16 protein-coding genes are annotated in these 21,515 nt (G+C 33.4%); 8 read left to right on the forward strand and 8 right to left on the reverse strand.

Annotated features, from left to right (window positions below):
- Positions 1 to 75: 75 nt before the first annotated feature.
- On the forward strand, positions 76 to 666 hold the full coding sequence (locus tag LNQ81_RS05565; RefSeq protein ID WP_229945167.1) for an OmpH/Skp family outer membrane protein: 591 nt from the start codon (positions 76 to 78) through the stop codon (positions 664 to 666).
- A 94-nt stretch (positions 667 to 760) separates the two neighbouring features.
- Positions 761 to 3,040, forward strand: coding sequence for a helix-turn-helix domain-containing protein (locus LNQ81_RS05570; RefSeq protein ID WP_229945168.1), 2,280 nt, complete (start codon positions 761 to 763; stop codon positions 3,038 to 3,040).
- A 40-nt stretch (positions 3,041 to 3,080) separates the two neighbouring features.
- Here LNQ81_RS05570 and LNQ81_RS05575 read toward each other — a convergent pair whose 3' ends face one another.
- Complete coding sequence (locus LNQ81_RS05575) at positions 3,081 to 4,229, reverse strand: DNA polymerase III subunit (RefSeq protein WP_229945169.1); 1,149 nt, start codon at positions 4,227 to 4,229, stop codon at positions 3,081 to 3,083.
- Between the two features lie 738 nt (positions 4,230 to 4,967).
- Here LNQ81_RS05575 and LNQ81_RS05580 point away from each other — a divergent pair.
- Genes LNQ81_RS05580 through LNQ81_RS05590 form a run of 3 tightly spaced genes read left to right on the forward strand, consistent with a single transcriptional unit; the run spans position 4,968 to position 8,745 of the window.
- Positions 4,968 to 6,158 carry a phosphoglycerate kinase gene (locus tag LNQ81_RS05580; protein ID WP_229945170.1) on the forward strand — a complete coding sequence of 397 codons (1,191 nt, stop codon included), beginning with the start codon at positions 4,968 to 4,970 and terminating at the stop codon, positions 6,156 to 6,158.
- A gap of 57 nt (positions 6,159 to 6,215) precedes the next feature.
- Positions 6,216 to 7,727: a lytic transglycosylase domain-containing protein gene (locus LNQ81_RS05585; protein ID WP_229945171.1), complete on the forward strand. Its 1,512-nt coding sequence runs from the start codon at positions 6,216 to 6,218 to the stop codon at positions 7,725 to 7,727.
- Positions 7,728 to 7,752: 25 nt separating this feature from the next.
- Positions 7,753 to 8,745 (forward strand): DUF4837 family protein, encoded by a 993-nt coding sequence (locus tag LNQ81_RS05590; RefSeq protein WP_229945172.1) that lies wholly within the window; start codon positions 7,753 to 7,755, stop codon positions 8,743 to 8,745.
- A gap of 53 nt (positions 8,746 to 8,798) precedes the next feature.
- On the opposite strand, the gene LNQ81_RS05595 is transcribed toward LNQ81_RS05590, so the two are convergent.
- The 6 genes from LNQ81_RS05595 to LNQ81_RS05620 form a co-directional block, all read right to left on the reverse strand.
- Entirely contained in the window at positions 8,799 to 10,781 is a 1,983-nt protein-coding gene (locus tag LNQ81_RS05595; RefSeq protein ID WP_229945173.1) for a KUP/HAK/KT family potassium transporter, read from the reverse strand.
- A 99-nt stretch (positions 10,782 to 10,880) separates the two neighbouring features.
- A complete protein-coding gene (locus tag LNQ81_RS05600) occupies positions 10,881 to 11,741 on the reverse strand; it encodes a tyrosine-protein phosphatase (RefSeq protein WP_229945174.1) in 861 nt (286 codons plus the stop codon).
- Positions 11,742 to 11,961: 220 nt separating this feature from the next.
- On the reverse strand, positions 11,962 to 12,372 hold the full coding sequence (gene rnpA / locus LNQ81_RS05605) for a ribonuclease P protein component (RefSeq protein ID WP_229945175.1): 411 nt from the start codon (positions 12,370 to 12,372) through the stop codon (positions 11,962 to 11,964).
- A 110-nt stretch (positions 12,373 to 12,482) separates the two neighbouring features.
- The gene (locus LNQ81_RS05610; protein WP_229945176.1) at positions 12,483 to 14,378 is read right to left on the reverse strand and encodes a M1 family metallopeptidase; all 1,896 of its coding nucleotides are present in this window, start codon (positions 14,376 to 14,378) and stop codon (positions 12,483 to 12,485) included.
- A 76-nt stretch (positions 14,379 to 14,454) separates the two neighbouring features.
- Positions 14,455 to 16,068: a S8 family peptidase gene (locus LNQ81_RS05615; RefSeq protein ID WP_229945177.1), complete on the reverse strand. Its 1,614-nt coding sequence runs from the start codon at positions 16,066 to 16,068 to the stop codon at positions 14,455 to 14,457.
- Positions 16,069 to 16,144: 76 nt separating this feature from the next.
- The gene (locus tag LNQ81_RS05620; protein WP_229945178.1) at positions 16,145 to 17,005 is read right to left on the reverse strand and encodes an MBL fold metallo-hydrolase; all 861 of its coding nucleotides are present in this window, start codon (positions 17,003 to 17,005) and stop codon (positions 16,145 to 16,147) included.
- 303 nt (positions 17,006 to 17,308) lie between these two features.
- On the opposite strand from LNQ81_RS05620, the gene LNQ81_RS05625 reads away from it, so the two are divergent.
- On the forward strand, positions 17,309 to 17,878 hold the full coding sequence (locus tag LNQ81_RS05625) for a DUF4240 domain-containing protein (protein WP_229945179.1): 570 nt from the start codon (positions 17,309 to 17,311) through the stop codon (positions 17,876 to 17,878).
- Between the two features lie 143 nt (positions 17,879 to 18,021).
- Here the strand turns inward: LNQ81_RS05625 and LNQ81_RS05630 are convergent, their stop codons facing one another.
- Positions 18,022 to 18,507, reverse strand: a complete 486-nt coding sequence (locus LNQ81_RS05630) for a hypothetical protein (RefSeq protein ID WP_229945180.1) — start codon at positions 18,505 to 18,507, stop codon at positions 18,022 to 18,024.
- A gap of 1,092 nt (positions 18,508 to 19,599) precedes the next feature.
- Between LNQ81_RS05630 and LNQ81_RS05635 the strand changes: the two genes are divergently transcribed.
- Positions 19,600 to 19,929 (forward strand): HesB/IscA family protein, encoded by a 330-nt coding sequence (locus LNQ81_RS05635; RefSeq protein WP_229945181.1) that lies wholly within the window; start codon positions 19,600 to 19,602, stop codon positions 19,927 to 19,929.
- A 108-nt stretch (positions 19,930 to 20,037) separates the two neighbouring features.
- Positions 20,038 to 21,486 (forward strand): Fe-S cluster assembly protein SufB, encoded by a 1,449-nt coding sequence (sufB, locus tag LNQ81_RS05640; protein WP_229945182.1) that lies wholly within the window; start codon positions 20,038 to 20,040, stop codon positions 21,484 to 21,486.
- The last annotated feature ends 29 nt before the right edge of the window (positions 21,487 to 21,515 follow it).

The raw sequence follows: 21,515 nt of genomic DNA on the forward strand, positions 1-21,515 counted from the left end.
TTTAATTATATGATAATTATTTTTAGGTAACTGTAAAAAGTTTATTACATTTACAACAGGTTTAAAAAAGCGAAAATGAAAAAAACAATTTTAATGCTAGGTATAGCAGGATTATTATTTTCTTGTAATAATACGGCAACTCCAACATCTGAATTCAAAACTGCTTACGTAGATTCTGCAAAATTGATGAAAGAGTATGATGAGATGAAAGATATGGAATCGAAGTACAAGATTCAATCTGAAGAAAAAGGAAAAAGCTTAGAAGCAGAAGTTGCACAGTTCCAAAGAGAGGTTCAAAACTTCCAAGCTAATGCTCGTCAAAAAGGTCAAGCTTGGGCTGAACAAACTGCTGCTGGTCTTCAAAAGAAAGAACAAGAATTACAATTTAAGCAACAAACTCTTATGCAATCTTTACAAAAAGAAAGTGGTGAGGAAATGGAAGCTGTTGTGAAAAAAGTAAAAGAGCACATCGCTGAATATGCTAAGAAAAATAAGTTAGACTATGTGTTTAATACAGAGGATGCTTCTACTGTAATTTACAGTAAAGAAGGTAATGACATCACTGATGCAATGGTAAAAGAATTAAATGCTAAGTATAAAGGTAGTGCAACTCCTGCTAAATTAGAGGAGACTAAACCTGCTGCTGCAACTGAAGATAAGAAGTAATTTGTTTGAATTGCTTTATAAAAGGCCTCTGTTTTTACAGGGGCTTTTTTAGTTTAGAACAACTTAATTATCGTATTTTGTAAAAAAAATAGGAATGAATAATTTTTCAGCAGAAGCGGAGTATGTACTTAAGTTTATTAATGAGACGAACAGGTCAATTTTCTTAACTGGTAAAGCGGGTACTGGTAAAACTACACTGTTAAAAGAGATCATAAACACGACCCATAAAAATGCAGTGATTGTTGCTCCTACTGGGATAGCTGCTCTTAATGCTGGTGGTGTGACGATACATTCATTCTTCCATTTACCTTTTGCGGCTTTTGTACCAGATACAAAGAATCCGCCTATATTCACTGATACGATTAAGTTTGAGAATAGGGTGTCTCTAAGACGCCATATGTTGATGAATAATGCCCGTAAATCATTGTTTATTAGTATGGAGCTACTCGTGATAGATGAAGTGAGTATGCTACGTGCTGATGTTCTTGATGCCATGAATTTTATGCTTCAGACCGTTCGAAAAAGCCAACAGCCTTTTGGAGGAGTACAAGTTCTATTTATTGGAGATTTATTACAGTTACCGCCAGTGGTTAAGAATCAAGAATGGGATGTTCTTAAACGCTATTACGATGGTGTATTTTTCTTTCATTCTGAAGTAGTACGTCAGTATCCTCCACTGTATATAGAACTTGAAAAAGTATATAGACAGTCTGATCAAATATTTATTAATCTACTTAATAATTTGCGTAATAATAACGTATCTAGAGAAGATGTAGCACTACTAAATCAATATACGAACCCAAATTTTAATATAAAAGATAATCCAGGGTATATCACTCTAAGTACACATAATGCTAAGGCAGACCAGATTAATACAGATGCTCTAAAGGGACTGACTACTAAGGAGTATAGCTTTATGTCAGAAGTGGTGGGAGATTTTCCTGAGAAAATATATCCTATTGAAGCGAAGTTATCGTTAAAGGTAGGAGCACAGGTTATCTTTATAAAAAATGATCTTTCAGCAGAGAAGCGTTATTATAATGGGAAGATGGGTATAGTGAAGACCTTAACGAAGCATGAGATATTTGTAGAGTTTGAAAATAAGGAAGTTATCGAAGTAGAGCGCTACGAGTGGCAGAATGTAAAATTTACGGTTGACCCTAATACTAAAGAAATTGTAGAGGAAGTTATGGGTACATTTAGTCACTATCCTCTTAAGCTAGCATGGGCTATCACAGTGCATAAAAGTCAAGGTTTAACGTTCGATAAGGCTATACTAGATGTATCTAAAGTGTTCTTACCTGGGCAGGCTTATGTAGCTTTATCTAGACTTCGTTCATTAGAAGGACTGGTTTTATTATCACCTATTCAGATGAATGGACTAGTTAATGATGGCGATGTCATGAGTTATGCACAGAATAAAGCAGGTGTTGAAGAACTTAATTTACAACTTCGCCTAGAGACGAAGAACTTCTTAGGTAAGTTTTTAATTGAGACCTATTCGTGGTTTAACCTAAGTACGCAGTGGCATTCACACTTACATAGTTATAATACAGAGACAGAACGCAGTAAGAAGAACAGTTTTAGAAATTGGGCTCAGAAGATGAATAATTCTTTAGATGAGATGGTAATACACTCTGAGAAGTTTGTTAATCAGTTGAGAGCGTTGTTTGCTGAAGAGCCATTTAGATTTGAATATACGAAGGAACGTGTGCTTAAAGCATATGATTACTTCTTTCCGCGTATGGATCACATGGTGTTTGAGTTGCTATTTACTATTGCTCAGGTTAAGACGGCTAAGAAATCAAAAGCGCTCTATGATGAGTTAGTACCTTTAGAAGAAACTTTATTAAAGACAGTTATCCAGATGAAGAAAGCTTCTATAGTGCTTAAACTTATAGAGGAAGATAAGAAGATATGCAAGGAGAATCTGCGTTCACTAGAGATTAGTGAATATAAGATAAATCACTTGGTTAATATTGCTAATCTGATTAGAAGCACTAAGCTAGGAGTAGAAGAGGAGCAAGATATAGAAATCTATTCATCTACACCTAAGAATGGTGTGAAAGAGAAAAAGAAATCTACCTTTGTAACTACTTTAGAGATGTGGAAAGAGAATCCTAATATAGAGGATATCGCATTGACTAGAAAGCTTACGACAACGACTATCTATTCTCATTTAGGTAAGTTGATAATGGATGGTCATATAGAGCTAAAAGAAGTATTACCAGAAGCTCGTATTAAAGAGTTAGAGCAACTTTTTATTAGTAATGAAGGGAAACCTTTATCAGAAATAAAAGCGAGTACAGAAGAGCAGTTTTCATGGGAAGAACTTAAACTCTATCAACGAGCTATTTCAGAGAAAAAAGAATAAAATAAAAGGCTGTCATGTATGCTTATGGACAGCCTTTTGTTTATTTTTTATGTATCAACCTTGTCAGTTTTATAGACAAGTCTGTAAATATCATTTTAGCGTTCCCATTTCGTTCAATATGGTATATAGCATCACCTAGTTCTTTATATATTTCGGTTATATTTCCTCCGTTTACGAATGGGGCAAAGTTTTCTAGTTTAAATTTATCTACTGTCGTTTTATAGTAGACTAGTTCTGGAGCTTGATAATTAAGTAACAATGCCTGTCTGAATAGCTCTATACAGAATTCTAGGAACTGCTTTTGTTGTTCTCTACCTAAAGCGGCTAACTCTTCACTCCATTCTATTAGTTCTTGTATGACAGCCGCATTTCCCTTAGCTCTAAAGGCTGCTCTCACCCACTGTACGAACCACTTTTCGAATGGTAAAGCGTTCGCTTTGTTATTCAGTAAACTAAGTGCTTTATTATAGCTGCCTTGAGCCTGATTAGCAATAATCGTTGCTTCTTGAGGGTCGCATTGTTCACGTTGGATTAGCGCTTCTTGTATTTCACTTGTATTTAATGGAGCAAACTTAAGCACCTGACATCTTGATAAGATCGTCTGTAAGATGTTCTTTTCATTCTCTGCTATCAGTATAAATACTGTCTTAGCAGGAGGTTCTTCTAATAACTTTAATAATTTATTAGAAGCCTCTGTATTTAGCTTATCTGCCATCCAGATGACCATAATCTTATAACCACCTTCATAAGACTTAAGAGATAGCTTTTTAAGTACTTCACTAGCTTCATCCACTCCTATTTGACCTTGTTTATTCTGAATGTCAATGTGAGAATACCAATCGAAAAGATTACCGTATTTATTGGTCTTAAGAAAGGCACGCCATTGATCAGAAAACAAATCACTAGTAGCATTTTTCTTTACAGCTTCAGTATTTGCTACTGGATATACAAAGTGTAAATCAGGATGAGCTAGATTATTAAACTTGATATTACAAGCTTCATTTCCACCATTGTTTTCATTGCCTACATTCTTACATAACAAGTATTGAGCGTAAGCGATCGCCATCGGAAGTGTACCTGTACCTTCACCACCAATAAATAACTGAGCATGTGGTACTCTACCAGATGCTGCTGATTGTATTAAGTGATTTTTTAGGAAGGATTGACCTATGATATCTGAAAATTGCATAAGGCAAAGATAAATTAATTATCAAGTGTTTAAAATATTCATGGTTATAATTGTCTAGGTATTTTAGTGATAATGAGTATCGGTGTTGTTCTGTATACATGTGTATTAAACAACTATACAAATTGATTATTTAATGGAATTCACCTAGTATGCAGTAAAGTGCATTGTCAAAAGGTAGTACTGAAAATGTATTTCTTGTTTTAAAGGTTATTAGCCTAATTTATAGTTTATTATATTAAGTTATTTGACTTGGTATTGGGGTCTAGTAAGTTTTGTTTTTAGCGTATTTAGATTGATTTTTAACTTATTGGTATTCAGTTATTAATGTAGGTGATCGGGATGTGGTCGGCATATGATCGGCTTATATAAGTAAAAAACAGCCTATCATTAGGGGAGCACCTGCCTAACATAAGGGAATCATGGTGACTTAGTATTGGATTGTTTTATGAGAATACTTATTCTGTAGGAGAAGAATTATAGTATTAATTACTTGTTAGTGTAAAAAAATGTATCCTCTTTATATTTTGTATTTATGTATGTAAATAGTTTAATTACGAAAATTATAATCATGTATTATGTGTTTTTATTGTATTAAATTTAGTTTATTGACTATTATGTGATATAGTAATAAGTGTATATTGTTAAAATAATTGTATAACAGTATAATAATCAAGTACTCTGATATGTAAAAAGATTTATATTTGTGTAACTTATGGTATAATATTTAAATACGTAAAAATGAAATCTATTGATAGTTTTGATTTTAAAGATCAAAAAGTACTAGTTAGAGTTGACTTTAATGTTCCCTTAGATGAGAACTTTAATGTTACAGATACGAATAGAATTGAAGCTGCTAAACCTACTATTGATAAAATAGTAAAGGACGGTGGTGTGGCTATTCTAATGTCGCATTTAGGAAGACCAAAGGGAGAGCGAAATGATAAGTATTCACTGCGTCATATCGTAAGTAAGACTGAAGAAATATTAGGTCGTAAAGTTACATTTGTTACTGACTGTGTTGGAGCTACAGTTAAGGATGCTATCGCTGCTAGTAAGGCTGGAGACATCATTTTATTAGAGAACTTACGTTACTACGCTGAGGAGGAGAAGGGCGATGAAACATTCTCTAAACAATTAGCTGATCTAGCTGATTTTTATGTGAATGATGCATTCGGGACAGCTCACCGTGCGCATGCTTCTACTACCATTGTAGCTAAGTATTTTGGAGAGAAGAAATGCTTTGGTTATTTATTAGCAAAAGAAATAGACAGTTTAAATAAAGTACTTAATAGTACTGATAAACCTGTAACTGCTGTATTAGGAGGATCTAAGGTGTCTTCTAAAATTACGATTATAGAGAATATTTTAGATAAGATCGATCACATGATTATCGGTGGTGGTATGACTTTTACGTTTATTAAAGCGTTAGGTGGTAAGATTGGTAATTCTATCTGTGAAGATGATAAAATCGAATTAGCTTTAGATATTCTTAAAAAAGCAAAAGAGAAAAATGTACAGATACACTTACCAGTGGATATTATAGCTGCGGATGCATTCTCTGCAGATGCTAATGTACAAGTGGTAGCTGCTAATGAGATTCCTGATGGATGGCAAGGGCTTGATGTAGGACCAAAGACATTAGAGAGCCTTAAGCCTGTGATAGCTGAGTCTAAAATTATCTTATGGAATGGACCATTAGGAGTATTTGAGATGGATAAATTTGCTAATGGAACTATCGAGCTTGGTAACTTCATCGCTGAGGCTACTAAGAATGGTACTTTCTCATTAGTGGGAGGTGGAGATTCTGTGGCTGCTGTTAAGCAGTTTGGTCTAGCGCCTAAGATGAGTTATGTATCTACCGGTGGTGGTGCAATGTTAGAGATGTTAGAAGGACAAGTATTACCAGGAGTAAAAGCAATACAAGAATAATTAGTAGATCCCTATGCTTGGATACTCAAGCATAGGGATCTTAATATACATAGCGCAATGAATTACAAAGTATTAACGTTATTGGCCTTTGGGTTGATTTCTTTTTCATCAATGGGACAGAATCAACCGAGTACGCCGACAGAGCCTTTAAAGAAGGAGATGGATCCAGCAGTGTATTTGGATTCGATCAAAAAAACATTTGTTAATCATGCTAATAGTGCTTCTATTGAGAAGCGTTGGCTGAATGAATTAATGAATCAAGATTTGTTTAATGAGTTAGAAAGTGAGTTAGCTGATGCAAACTTCGATGACGAAGATATTCGTTTAGATGAGTTGCCTACTGAGCTTTTAAAAGAACGTTTAAAACGATTAAATGAGAAAACACCATTTAATGTAGAGTACAACGAAACATTAGAAAAGGTGATTAAATCATTCTTAAAGAAGAGAAAACGTTCTTTTGAGAGGTTAATAGGTTTATCTGAATACTATTTTCCAATGTTCGAAGAACAATTAGCTAAACAGAATGTCCCATTAGAAGTTAAGTATCTATCTATTGTAGAGTCTGCGCTAAATCCAGTGGCTCGTTCTAGAGTGGGGGCAACAGGTCTATGGCAGTTCATGTATCCTACTGGGAAACAGTATAACTTAGAGGTAACATCTTATATAGATGATCGTATAGATCCATTAAAATCATCTGAGGCAGCTGCTAAGTTCCTTTCTGATTTATATGGTATGTTCGGTGATTGGGATTTAGTTTTAGCATCTTATAATGCTGGACCTGGTAATGTGAGTAAAGCGATTCGTCGTTCTAATGGATATACAAATTATTGGAATATTAGACCGAATCTTCCACGTGAAACACAAAATTATTTGCCCGCTTTCTATGCTACGATGTACATCTTTGAGTATGCTAAAGAGCATGGTATTGTATCAAAGAAGACTCCTATAAAAGTTGTTGAAACAGATACTATTGCAATTAAGAAGACAATGTCTTTTGACCAAATCGCTAGTTTATTAGATGTTTCTAAAGAGGAGATAAATTTCTTGAATCCTACCTATAAATTAGGTGTAATCCCTTATGATAGTGGTAAACAAAACTTTTTGAGATTACCTATTAAGAAGATTGGTTTAATGGCTTCAAATGAAGAAAAGATGTATGCTTATGTTGATTTTTTAGATGCTAGAAAAGAGCAACCAAATTATAGTATTGTAGCTGAATCTATTGTTGAAACAGCTTCTGTCAACCCACGTTACCATACTATTAAAAAAGGGGAAAGCCTTGGAAGTATTGCTAAGAAATATGGACTGTCTCAGGCAGATCTTAAGAAACTGAATAACATGAAAAGTAGTGTTATTTATCCTGGTAAAAAACTAGTTATTGGTAAAACAGCAGTTGCTCAGGCTTCTAGTAAAGGTAGTAAGAGTAATTTCTATACCGTTCAAAAAGGAGATTCACTATCTTCTATCAGTAAGAAATTTGCTGGAGTTTCAGTGACTAAGTTGAAGTCTTTAAATAACATGAAAGGATCTGATGCAATACGTCCTGGAATGAAGTTGAGAGTGAATTAGATAAAGTTTATAAAGTTAAGTACTAGTGAGATATTTATTAGGTTGTTTTATAGTAATATTGTTTTCTTTATTTGTAAGCTGTAAGGACAGAACAGCTAATGATATAGGGACAAACCATACTGAAGAATCTAGTCAGATATTAGTAGTTATAAATGATAGACTTTGGTATGGAGCAGTAGGTGATAGTATTAGAGAATATTTAGCCGAACCTATAGAAGGTATATCTCCTCCAGAGTCAAAGTTTTTTATAGAACAGATTTCTCCTAACCTTTTCTCTTCTAGAACGAAGAATAGGAGAAATATTATCGTGTTTTCAGATAATTATAACAAGAATAGCTTCCAGTTTGAACAGAACAAGTTTACAGATCTACAAATGTATTTTTCAGTAAGTGGAGAGTCTAAGATTGGTTTGATTAATGAATTTAAAAAGAATGTAGATTCTATCACTAATTCTATTCTTAATTCTGAATTTGATGTTATTACAAAGCGAATAAGTCGAGGAAGTATAATTGATCCTAATTATTTTCAGGATAAGTTTAAAGTTCATTTGACACTACCATCAACTTATAAACTTGTGAGTAATCACAATCGATTTGTTTGGTATAAAAAAGATATTGCATCTGGAAATAGCAACGTTCTAATTTATGATATACCATTGAGTAGGATTGAAAATAATAAGAATACGATAGCAAACAATCTTCTGTTTGTCAAAGATTCTGTAAATGGAATGTATATTCATTCCATAGAAGATAATTCATTTATGAGTCCTAATGAAGGTTCTATTCCTATAAAACGTGAATCAACTAAACAGGGAAGAAAAGTGTATGAGTTTACAGGAGATTGGGACATGCAAAATAGTTTTATGAGTGGACCTTATCTAAGTTATGCTATTAGAGATGTAAAGACAAATAGATACTTGTTTATTGAAGGTTTGGTTTATAATCCTTCTATGGGAAAGAGAAGTATCTTAATGGAAGTTGAAGCTATCATAAATACGCTTAGTTTTAATGATAATTGATAAGATTATTAGTATAAAAAAAGACACCTAATTTTTAGGTGTCTTTTTTTATACTAATATTTTCTTTTTAAGGGTAGTTCTTCTATTGGATTTATAATCATAGGGAAACGTTCTACGGTTACTGCACTGCTGTCAAGACCAAAAGCTTTCTCTTCCGATAAGGCTAGTTTCTTAAGCCATTCATACATCGTAAGTATAATCTTTTCATGTGCAGGTAGCTCATTGTCATATGACAATTCTTTTTCTATCAATACGTATTCAAAATCAGTGTTGATATTGTTCTTTTGTAATGAAGCATATTTACTAATAACATCAATCTCTCCATTATCAACTAGCTCTTTTAAAACTTGTTTTAATAATACACTAATTTTTTGATCGTTTCTAAAACCTAAGTAGAAGTCAACACGTATAATATTATCGGCTCCCATCTTTTGTATTTTATACTCTAAATTATAAGGTTGATCACTTACATTAACATGAACGAACCAATAGTTATCTGCTCTTTTTGGTCTTCGTTGAGTAATTGAGAATAAGGCTTTATATTCTATTTTGGAGCAGGTATTAGAATTCGTTAAATAAATCAAGTTGGAAGCATATTTTGGTATACTTGTATCAGAGCTTATATCTATTAAAATATCTTTATAAGTATCTATACTGACAAATTCGGTATAATTCTTTCTAATCTTTTTGGCTAAGTAATTAATTATCATTGTACCTGCAAGTAACGAAGCGATAAATACTGTGACATAACCACCATGAGTAAATTTTTGTACATTGGCGATAAAGAAAGATATTTCTAAGGCTAAATAGGCAGCTTCGACTAAGATGATAACTAGTATGTGTACTCGTTTAAGATACATATAGTATCCTAATAATATAGTCGTCATAATCATGCATAGCGTGATTGCTAGACCATAAGCAGCTTCCATATTACCTGATTCTTCGAAATGTAGTACAACGAAAACACAACCTAAGAATAATAACCAGTTTATAGAAGGAATATACAGTTGACCTTTTATGTTAGTAGGGAATTTTACTTTTACTTTAGGCCATAAGTTTAGACGTATAGCTTCATTAATTAGGGTGAATGATCCACTGATTAATGCCTGAGAAGCAATTACTGCTGCTAAGGTAGCAATAGCTATACCGAATGGTAAAAACCAATCTGGCATAACTAAAAAGAAGGGATTTGCGGGATTAACTTTATCTGGTGAGAGACTTAGTAGTGTCTGACCTGAATAACCTATTAAATAAGCTCCTTGTCCAAAATAACACAATACTAGCATTGATTTTACAAAAGCCCAGGTGATACGAATATTTTTTATCCCACAGTGACCTAGATCACTATAAAGTGCTTCAGCACCTGTAGTACATAAAAATACAAAACCTAGTACGAAGTATCCTTCTGAATGAATAGATAGTAGATGTACAGCATAGTAAGGATTTAGTGCTTTAAATACGGAAGGATTATCTACTATATGTGTTAAACCGATAACGCCAATCATTAAAAACCACAATGTCATCATAGGACCAAAGAATTTACCTATAGCTTTAGTACCAAACTGCTGTATAGCAAATAGAATAAAAATAATGCCAATAACAATAGGAATAGTTTTAAGGTTAGGTTCATAGATTCTCAGTCCTTCTACAGCTGATGATATCGAGATAGGAGGAGTGATAATACCATCAGCTAATAATGCACTACCACCGATAATGGCAGGTATGATTAACCAGCGTTTCTTCAGTCTCTTCACTAGAGTGAAAAGTGAGAAAATCCCACCCTCACCATTGTTATCTGCTTTAAGGGTTAGAAATACGTACTTAATCGTAGTTTGTAACGTAAGGGTCCAGAATACGCATGAGATTGCACCTAAGACAATGTCTTCTCGTATAGTTTCTTGACCCAGTATCGCTTTCATTACATAAAGAGGTGACGTACCAATATCCCCATAGATAATACCTAAAGTGACTAATAGGGTTCCCAATGTTATTTTATTTAGTTGGGAGTGATTGCCATGCGATGAATTTGCTTGCATAAATGTGAGGTTTAATACTTAAAATGTTGTAACTGTATGGTTACTAAAAGTGGGGTAGTCAAAGTGTGTAACAAAAACATCCAATAGGCTAACAATACTCTAGTAAAGATATTTTGACTTTAATAAAGGTATATCCACATCTAGAGCATCAATTAAAAAGCTCTCAACTGTACTATAGTGTTGCTCGATAGTGGTTAATGCCTTATTTAGATATTGTTCTTTTACAGTAAATAATGTAAGTAAAACGTTTGTTTGATCATCATTTAGTAGAAACTTCTCTTGCATGTTTAGAGTATCTAGATTCACACATTGGTTAGTCAGCAGATAGTCTTCTCTTACTGTATTTATATCTACTCCTAACGCTGTTAGTAATAAAGCAGCTGCTAATCCTGTTCTATCTTTACCTGCTGTACAGTTAAACATAAGAGGAGCATTAGCACCTTGTACTTCTTTGAAGAAGGCTTTGTATTCATTTTGGTTGTGTAATACTAGTTGTTCATTGATGTCAACTAGTAATTTATTTGCGAGTTCGTCATTAGCATCCATGACGATTTTCATCACATTATTTTTACTTAGATTACCAGGTCTTATAGGTAGTAATATCTCATTAGAAACTGTTGAAGGCAAGAGTGTTTTCTGTTCTATGCTTTCTTCTTCACTTCTAAAATCTATGATAGTTGTAAGAGGTATAGAAGATAAGTAGTTTAAATCCCTTGTCGTGAGGTTACTTAATTGGCCAGATCGAAATAGCTGTCCCCATTTTACAATTCTGTTATCTTTGGTTTTATAACCACCTAAATCTCTAAAATTTGATTGTCCTTCCAATGGAAGCTGACGAAGACCACTTACAGTTATTTCTGTATCTGTTTCTAATACACAAAGCTCAAAGGTCTCTATGTTTTTTGTAGAGATTACATCAGTTCTTTGAATAGAATTGTTGTCTTTTTTTAAATTTCGCATAGTGCTACCATTATATATTCTCTAATATTTTTAGAGGTAATTATTATAGGCTTTTGTAAGATCTACAAGTATTTATACATGTCGAGTTTTAAGCATTCGGTATTAGTTCTAACTTACTTGACTTGATATTAATATGAAAGATTATTAAATAATAACTCATAAAAGTATTAAGTTAAGTGTTATTCTTATATGCTGCAAATATATTGTGGAAAAAAGAATTTTATAAAGAATCTTCTTCTTTTTTTTCAGTAGTAGCTTCAATGAATTTCTCAAAAAGCTTGACCATTTTATTGTTAACTTCTTCGAATGTCAATCGATCTTTTGATTGATAGAATAACATCATTGAATAAGGCTTATCTAAACTAACATGATCTAATAACATGTGTTTATTTATTCTATATGCTTCGCGTAATAACCTTTTAAAGTAGTTGCGATCTACTGCTTTTTTATAGTGACGTTTAGATACAGAAACGCCAACTTTAAGAGGTAAATTATCATCATTGGATATCTGAACATAGACCATTCTCAATGGATATTTAGTTACAGTCTTACCTGTAGTAAATAGTTCCTCAATAGCGATTCTACTCTTTAGCTTTTCCTTCTTAGGGTATGTAAATTTCTTTTGTTCCATATCATTGACAAAGGTAACAAAGGAATGCGAGATATTTATAAATAAAATGAAAGAACAAGATTCGAGAATTGAATAAAAAAACGGTGATCTTATTAAGATCACCGTTTAGGTTATTTATTATAAACACTATTTTCTTGATTGACATCAGCCATAAACTGGCTTGGATCTATCATAATAGTTTTTATTGTAGCTTTTGGTTTATTGATTGTAAATTTGTATTGTGGTTGTGCCCATCCCCATCCATCTAATACTGTTCTTTCGTATTGTACATATTGATTAGGTTTAATCCAATGCATTGAAGTGTAAGGAATGTAGAATGTTTCTTTTGTTCCATCTTCATATTCAACCAGAATATCTAAAGGCATTCCCATTCTTCCTAATCGACCAAGAGTAACTAAAGTTTGATTCTTTTGTAATTCTTCTACAAATAGGATAGAGTAGTCAATTGTATTATTTGTCTGCGTCCAATCGATCATATATTGATCTAATACTGCTCCTGATACTTTTTCAGCCACACGTTTAAAATCATTAGGTGTAGGGTGAGTAAACTTGTATTCATTATAATATGTCTGTAATGTCTTCATCATATTATCCCACCCGATTAGATAAGATAATTGAGTTAAGAAGATTGAACCTCTACTATATGCAGATATTGAGTAAGCTCTATTAGTCATATAGTGATCTGCGTGAGTACTAAGTGGTTCTTGCATTCCTTTAGCCACAAGGTTGTAGTAGCTTTTATATGTAGAAGCAAAAGGATTATCATCTTCATGTTGATCTTTTGGCAATGCTTTTAGTACTGCTAAATCAGATATAAATGAAGTAAAACCTTCATCCATCCATTCATGCTTAGTTTCATTAGTTGCTAATGCATGTTGGAACCAACTATGGGCTAATTCATGTGCAGTTACACCTACTAAACTTGGGAAGGTGCGTTCTCCTGTGATTAATGTACACATAGAGTATTCCATTCCACCATCTCCACCTTGTATTACTGAATATTGGCTGTATGGATAAGGACCTACATTCTCATTAATGAACTCCATTAAATCCGATGTGACTGGTTGTAGTTTTTTCCAGTTGTCTACTATTTTTGGATTGTTTTTATATAAGAAGTGCAATTTTACACCATTCGGGCCATTATATATATCGTGGATATAGTCAGGGTCAGCTGCCCAAGTGAAGTCTAATACATTCTTTGCTTTAAAATTCCATGTTAGATCTTTTCCTTTTTTTATTGAATTGTTATCAATGCCAGCGTCTTGATAGCCATAACCTACCTCATTGTTATTTACTACTTCACCAGTCCCTCCTAAAATGTAATTTTTGTCAATAGTAATCTTTACATCAAAATCTCCCCATACACTGTGAAATTCTCTACCTAAGTATTGTTCTGCATGCCAGCCTTCGAAGTCATATTCAGCTATTTTTGGAAACCATTGAGACATTGATAGTGCCACGCCTTCTTTTGAGTTTCTACCTGCTCTGCGAATCATTACAGGAGCTTGACCATTAAAGTTAAGGTTAAATGTACTAGATGATTTTGGTGCAATAGGTTTTTTAAGTATTACCTGAAGCACCGTACCTACCTCTTTAGTATCTACACTCTCTCCATCTTGTGTCATCTTAGATACCTTCATATATCCGATTTCACTATCTTTAAGTTTAGATATTCTACTTTCGAATACTTTTCGCCCTCGTATTGTTTTTGTATCTACCATACGAGAATCTGGATCTGCAATATTAGATAATAAAGCATCCATATCACTGTTTGGTTGGAATGCGTTGTAGTATAAGTGAAAGTAAACAGTTTTTAATGTATCAGGCGAATTGTTCGTGTATGTTAGTTTTTGTGTACCTGAATATTGATACTTTTTTACATCCATTTTTACATCCATTTTATAGTCAACATGCTGTTGCCAATAACCTGGGTTTGGATTGTTTTGAGCGAATGCGTCTATAAGTGAGATAGAGCAAATCGCTAGTGCTAGTAAAATTTTTTTCATATTGTGTTTGAAATCAAAACTCCACAGATATGAGACATAAATGTGGAGTATTTATTAAGGTTACTTAGTTTACGGTTTATTTTTTCGCTTGAGACAGCTTTTCTGCTAATAATAATGCGTTGTATGCATTAACAAATTTACCTGATGTCGAGATTGTTTGGAAGTTTCTAATTTCCTTTTTCTCACCTACTACTACATCAAAGTTTACTGCAACACCTGAATCCATAATAATCTTTTTTACTTCTCCAGCTGAAAACTGAGGATAATAAGCTCTTACTAATGCAGCTACACCAGCTACGTTAGGAGATGCCATAGAAGTCCCTTGCAAGTACTCGTATGTGTTGTTAGGTACAGTTGCGTAAATTTTTACACCTGGAGCAAATACGTCTACATCATAATCACCATAGTTAGAGAAACGAGCTACCATATTCTTACCAAATTCTGGATTAAGTGCTCCTACTACTAAGAAGTTGTTTGATATCTCTGGTCCCATCTTTACGTTATCGTTAGGGTAACGCTCTACACCACCAGCAATATTTAAGTCCATAGCATCATTACCTGCTGCTACTACGATAAGTACATCTTTTTCTTCAGCATATTTGATAGCATCTCGTACCCACTGGCTGTTTTCTTCATAGTATTTACCGAAACTTCCGTTGATTACTTTAGCTCCATTATCTACAGCATATCTGATTCCTAATGCAATATCTTTATCATACTCATCCCCATCAGGAACAGCTCTAACTGCCATTATCTCGACAACTTGCGATGCTACTCCATCTCCTCCAAGATTATTACCACGCGTCTGTGCGATAATACCTGCTACGTGAGTACCATGTTTTGCTTCGTCTCTTACTGGACCTAATACATTGTTATCTCCGTAAATTTTATCATTGATGTTAGTGTGATCATCACCTACTAATTTTCTACCTTCATAGTCTAGGTTAAGATGATATTTTAATTTGCTATCTACACTATTTTTGTAAGAGTCTAACCAAGATAATTCTCTACCACCAGATAAGATATTGTACATTACATTTTTAGAATGAATAATTTCTTCAGGGGAATCTAAAGAGATAGTATTTAAGTCTTCTAACGTGTAATTAGTTTTATTTAAGTGTTTTGCAATTCGTTCATTTGCACGTGTTAACATGTCTAGACGCAATTTGCTTTCTACTACTTCACCTACTTCTTTATCAAGTTGTTCTAATGCTCTTTTATATTGTTCAGAACCATCATCTCCTCTTCGTATAACACGAACTAACTCCATGTTTTCGTGTACAGATTTACCTAAGAAATTCCAGCCATGAATATCGTCAATGTATCCATTGTTATCATCATCTATACCATTACCTATAATCTCTTTTGGATTAGTCCAAACTTGTGTTTTTAAATCATCGTGATCGATTTCAATACCTGAATCTACCACACCAACTATTACTTTTGATGGAAGTTTTTTGCCTTTTAAGATTTCTTCATAAGCTCTATCCACTGACATTCCTGGGACAGTATCATTAAGGATGTCTAAATGACTCCATCTCTTTAACTGTTCTTCAGTTAGTTTGGTTGTTCTTTTAGGTAAATTATCTACTCCACTTATAGGAGTACTTACCACCTTACTTGTAGTCCCACAGCTCGTTAGAGCTAAAGCTAAAGCAGCTGATAGGTATAAAGGTTTAATCAATCGCATTATAGTTAAATTTAAATTATCAATGTTATTCGTGCTAAAAATATAAATAAGTTACTTCTTAGCAGGGTACTTAACACTAAATTAAGATTTCATTAGCTTTTAAATTCTCATTTAGTCTTACTCCTTTTTCTGTATGTTGTACTGTTATAATCTCGTTATAAGCATCATGTTCTAAGAATAAATACCAGTTTTCATCAGCAGCTATCTTTAAAAACTTCTCTTTCTCTCCTAAAGTCAACAATGGTCTAGTGTCATAACCCATAACATAAGGTAGAGGAATGTGCCCTACAGTAGGAAGTAAGTCTGCTACATAGGCAATCTTCTTACCGTTAAAATTGATAATAGGGATCATCTGCTTCTCAGTATGTCCATCTGCAAAGAAAATATCAAAGCCTAGTTCTGAGTTATGTAACAAGTCAGATTCTGATCTACTTATAAAATTAAGTGCTCCGCTCTCGTGGATGGGGAAAATGTTTTCAGATAAGAATGACGCCTTTTCACGAGCATTCGGTTTAGTTGCCCATTCCCAGTGATTCTCATTTGTCCAGTATTTTGCATTCTTAAACGCATTTACATAACCCGTCTTATCTGCATTCCAATCCACTGCACCTCCTACGTGGTCAAAGTGTAAGTGTGTCAAGAATACATCTGTGATATCATCTCTGTGAAATCCGTGCTTAGCCAGTGATCTATCGATAGTGTGATCTCCCCATAGATTGTAGTATCCGAAGAATTTATCTGATTGCTTATTTCCCATTCCCGTATCTATAAGTATAAGCCTGTTTCCCTCTTCTATTAATAATAGTCTAGCACCTAAGTCGATTAGGTTATTAGAGTCAGCAGGGTTCGTCTTATTCCAGATAACTTTGGGTACTACTCCAAACATAGCACCACCGTCTAGTTTAAAGTTTCCACTTTCTATAGCATATAATTTCATAATTGATTTAGTTTATTTGAGTTAGGTGCAAATTACATAATTAATCAGAGAGTAGAATGTATTTTTTAGAAAAAGGCGTATTAAACCCAGATTCCGTGATAGACATATAAACGAAAAGTAATTATACAAAATAGCTCTGAATTAGAATTGCTTTGTAGTATTTGGCTAATGCGGAATCTGGGTTAAATGGAGGTAGTAACTAAAATGCTCTACCTAAAATACCTCTCCATTTTAGAAATGATGGTGTTGTTAAAGTATCTTAATTTTAATATATTTATACTGCTATTTATTTAAAATAAAACTATGGAAAAGAATGAATACTTAAAAGATTTGACCCCTTGCTCTACATTAATGACTGAAGATCAATACTGGTCTTTAATCGCTGATTCGTTAAAATTAGCAAAAGCTTCAGAAGGGCAGGATGAATATTTAATTCAACGATTAAAGGAGCTCAGCCCAGTTGAGATCATTGGGTTTGATTTGACTACTGATGATTTGACTAATAAGATTTATACCTCTACTATGTGGTGCGCAGGTTATCTAATGAATGAGGGATGCTCAGATGATGGATTTATCGACTTTAGAAACTGGGTAGTCTCTCGCGGTAAGGATGTTTATTATAAGGCGGTAGAAGATGCGGATACTTTAATTAGTCAAACTAAGATTATGGATGATGATGATATACCTGGATTTGAAGAGTTTGGTTATGTGGCTTCGGTCGCTTTTAAGATAAAGACTGGAGGTGATATAGAGGATTATGTTGATTCACCTATCGTGTATAATCAGGATATTGATTTTGATTGGGATGATGATGAACCTGAGACTATGCAAGCAGTATGTCCTCTGTTATATAATTATTATTGGGAGGAGTAGGGTGGTGTGTTCCTATAGAAAAATCATCTTTTATATTACCTATAGCTGCCACAAAATTGACATTCATTCTAAGGGTAGAGTGATATTTAATCGCATAAAAAAAGTTGCTTACAATCCTGTAAGCAACTTTGATTTTATTAGTCTTACATTTTTCTATAGTAATATAAGATGTATTCTGTGTCCCTAGGCATGTTACTTTGTTGTACTTCTCTAGGTGTAGTGTGATAACGGATATACATTGAACTCTTTGTTATTTCATCAATAGTGTATATTTCTAAATCGTTTAGTCCTAATTTTTTATCAATCATTAGTAGTTGATTGTCTTTTACATGGTAGTCAAAGTCCCAATTAATGATTATATCTTCTCCTTTATTCCCTTTTTCAAATCTTGTTTGGCGACCGTCATTCTTTCTAAAGAAGAGCTCAGTCTCTTTCCAGTTAAAATCATTAATTGCAGGAATAACACCTGAGATACGTTTTCTGTCTTTGTTTAGGTATGAGAAATTCACAAGCCTCCATGCTTCTTGTATTCCTTCCTCTTTATTAGGAACTATGTCATCGTCTTTAGAACACGATGTCGCTGTTAATCCTAGTACAGCAACAAGCATTAGTAAAAATATCTTTTTCATATTAATTGTTTTTATACAAATTTACTAGAAAAACTCATCTTAACTTTAAGGTTGTAAAAAAAACAAGGGAGATAAAAATATTTTATTTTTAATATGTATATTTACAAAGTATTGAATATCTGCATTCAATCGTTTTTTTTAGGCCAATCTCGAGGCTAATATTTAAAAATAATCAGAACAATATACGTTAAGAGGAAAGATAGTCATCTTTATGCACTTTTGTTTGGATACTGTCAATATACTGTCATATCAAACCAGATAGGAACGTCATAGATAGGGACTGATAAATAAGGTAGTTTTTCTTTTTCTTTGGACAAGGAATCCAAAACACAATCTTTATAAATACTTAAATCATTGATTTATAATTATAAATAAAATAAGAAGTGAATCGAATTTACGAAATTAAATGTATAAGAATAAAGTTGACTTAAATGAGTTCTGTTTTTTTAAAGTTAAGATAACTTCGAAGCACTAATGATATGCTGTATCAAGATAGGACTTTTTTATTTAGAGGAAATAATTAGGTTTGTTACTAATAATAAATATTAAAAAAAACGATCTTTTTAATGATGTATAGGTGTTATGTAAGAATAACGGTGACAATGTTTAATAGTGATAGTAAAACGTTGTTAACTAGATAAAAGATGTCTTTTAGTTAGTTAAGCAGTTATTTTATCTTAAAGAGATATTTTCGGTTGGTTTATTAGATCAATTTTGAATAATTTATATAATTATGTTTTGGTATTTTGTTCCTAAAGGATAACTTTGTCTTTTTTGTAAAGATTAATGGTTTTACCATTAAATGTTCAATACATTCTTTTAAATGTCCTTGAAATTTAGAGCTAAAGTTGCAATCTTTGTAGAGTGTTTAGAAATAAAGGTAATCAAAGAATAGTAAGTGATTAGTTATTAGTAGGTTTTTCACTAAAGTATTTCGGAAAGAATACCAAAAAACAAGTTCTAACGATAGTTTTTATTGATATTAGTATTAAAACTTCTAATCGTTATAAATATGTTAGTTAGCGTAAGAAACCATTTTTTTATGATACCTTTGTAAATCAAAATTTAGAAGTAATCTATTTTAAAAAAGGTATGATAAAAGTTTCAGATATAGCGAGAAAACGCGTTGCCCTTTTGATGGAAGATGAAGGGTTTGACCACACAGCAGATTATGTGCGTGTAGGTGTTACTAGTGGAGGATGTTCCGGACTTTCGTATCAATTAAAGTTTGATCGTGAAGTGGGCGAAGATGATAAGATTTTTGAAGACAATGGCGTGAAAATTGCTGTTGATAAGAAAAGTTTTTTATATCTAGTGGGAACAACTTTAGAGTATTCTGGAGGATTAAACGGAAAGGGGTTTTACTTCAATAATCCAAATGCAAGTAGAACTTGCGGATGTGGAGAGAGCTTTTCATTATAAAACTTCAAGGAAGAGAGAGACGGATTTTTCATCTGTTTTTCTTTCCTTTTGATAATTAGTTAAATAAAAGAAGCGTACGAGAAAGTAGTGGCTTTTAAGTATAAATATATGAGTAAGTATACAGAAGAAGATTTAAAGAAAGAATTAGAGACCAAGGAGTATGAGTATGGATTTTATACTGATATAGAGTCTGAGACGTTTCCTGTGGGACTAAATGAAGATATTGTAAGAGCTATCTCTGCTAAAAAGGGTGAGCCTGAATGGATGACAGATTGGAGACTAGAGGCATTCCGTATATGGAAGACTATGGTAGAACCTGAATGGGCTAATGTACATTATACAAAACCTGACTTCCAAGCAATCTCTTATTATTCTGCTCCTAAGAAAAAGGATGAATATAAGAGCTTAGACGAGGTTGATCCTGAATTAATAGAGACTTTTAATAAACTGGGGATTTCGCTTAATGAACAAAAGCGATTAACTGGTGTGGCGATGGATATCGTTATGGACTCAGTGTCTGTAGCGACTACTTTTAAAGAAACATTGGCAGAACGTGGTATTATTTTCTGTTCTATCTCTGAGGCGATTAAGACGCACCCAGAGCTAGTGAAGAAATATTTAGGATCTGTAGTACCACAGACAGATAACTTCTATGCAGCGCTAAACTCTGCTGTATTCTCTGATGGATCGTTCTGTTATATTCCTAAAGGGGTTCGTTGTCCAATGGAATTATCTACTTACTTCCGTATTAATCAGGCTGGTACTGGTCAATTCGAACGTACATTAGTTATTGCTGATGAGGGAAGTTATGTTTCTTACTTAGAGGGATGTACTGCTCCATCACGTGATGAGAACCAATTACACGCTGCTGTAGTAGAACTTATTGCTATGGATGATGCTGAGATTAAATATTCTACTGTGCAAAACTGGTTCCCTGGGGATAGTAGTGGAAAAGGAGGGGTGTTTAATTTCGTAACGAAGCGTGGTTTATGTGAGAAGAATGCTAAGATATCTTGGACACAAGTGGAGACAGGATCTGCTGTAACGTGGAAATATCCTTCTTGTATCTTGAAAGGGGATAACTCTATCGGAGAGTTTTACTCTATCGCTGTGACGAATAACTTCCAACAAGCAGATACTGGTACTAAAATGATTCACTTAGGTAAGAATACAAAGTCGACAATTATTTCGAAAGGTATTTCTGCTGGTAAATCTCAAAATAGTTATAGAGGATTGGTTCACATGGGACCAAGAGCTGAGAATGCTCGTAACTTCTCTCAATGTGACTCTTTATTAATGGGTAATGAGTGTGGTGCTCATACATTCCCTTATATAGAGGCGAAGAATACGACTGCTAAGATAGAGCACGAAGCTACTACTAGTAAGATTGGTGAAGATCAGATCTTCTACTGTAATCAACGTGGTATTCCTACTGAGAAAGCTATTGCACTTATCGTTAACGGATTCTCGAAAGAGGTGTTAAACAAGTTGCCAATGGAGTTCGCTGTAGAAGCACAAAAATTATTAGAGATTTCTTTAGAAGGAAGTGTAGGTTAATCTACCATCGACTAAAGAATAAAAATCAG

Origin of the sequence: Myroides oncorhynchi, assembly GCF_020905415.1 — a bacterium.
GTDB classification, from domain to species: domain Bacteria; phylum Bacteroidota; class Bacteroidia; order Flavobacteriales; family Flavobacteriaceae; genus Flavobacterium; species Flavobacterium oncorhynchi_A.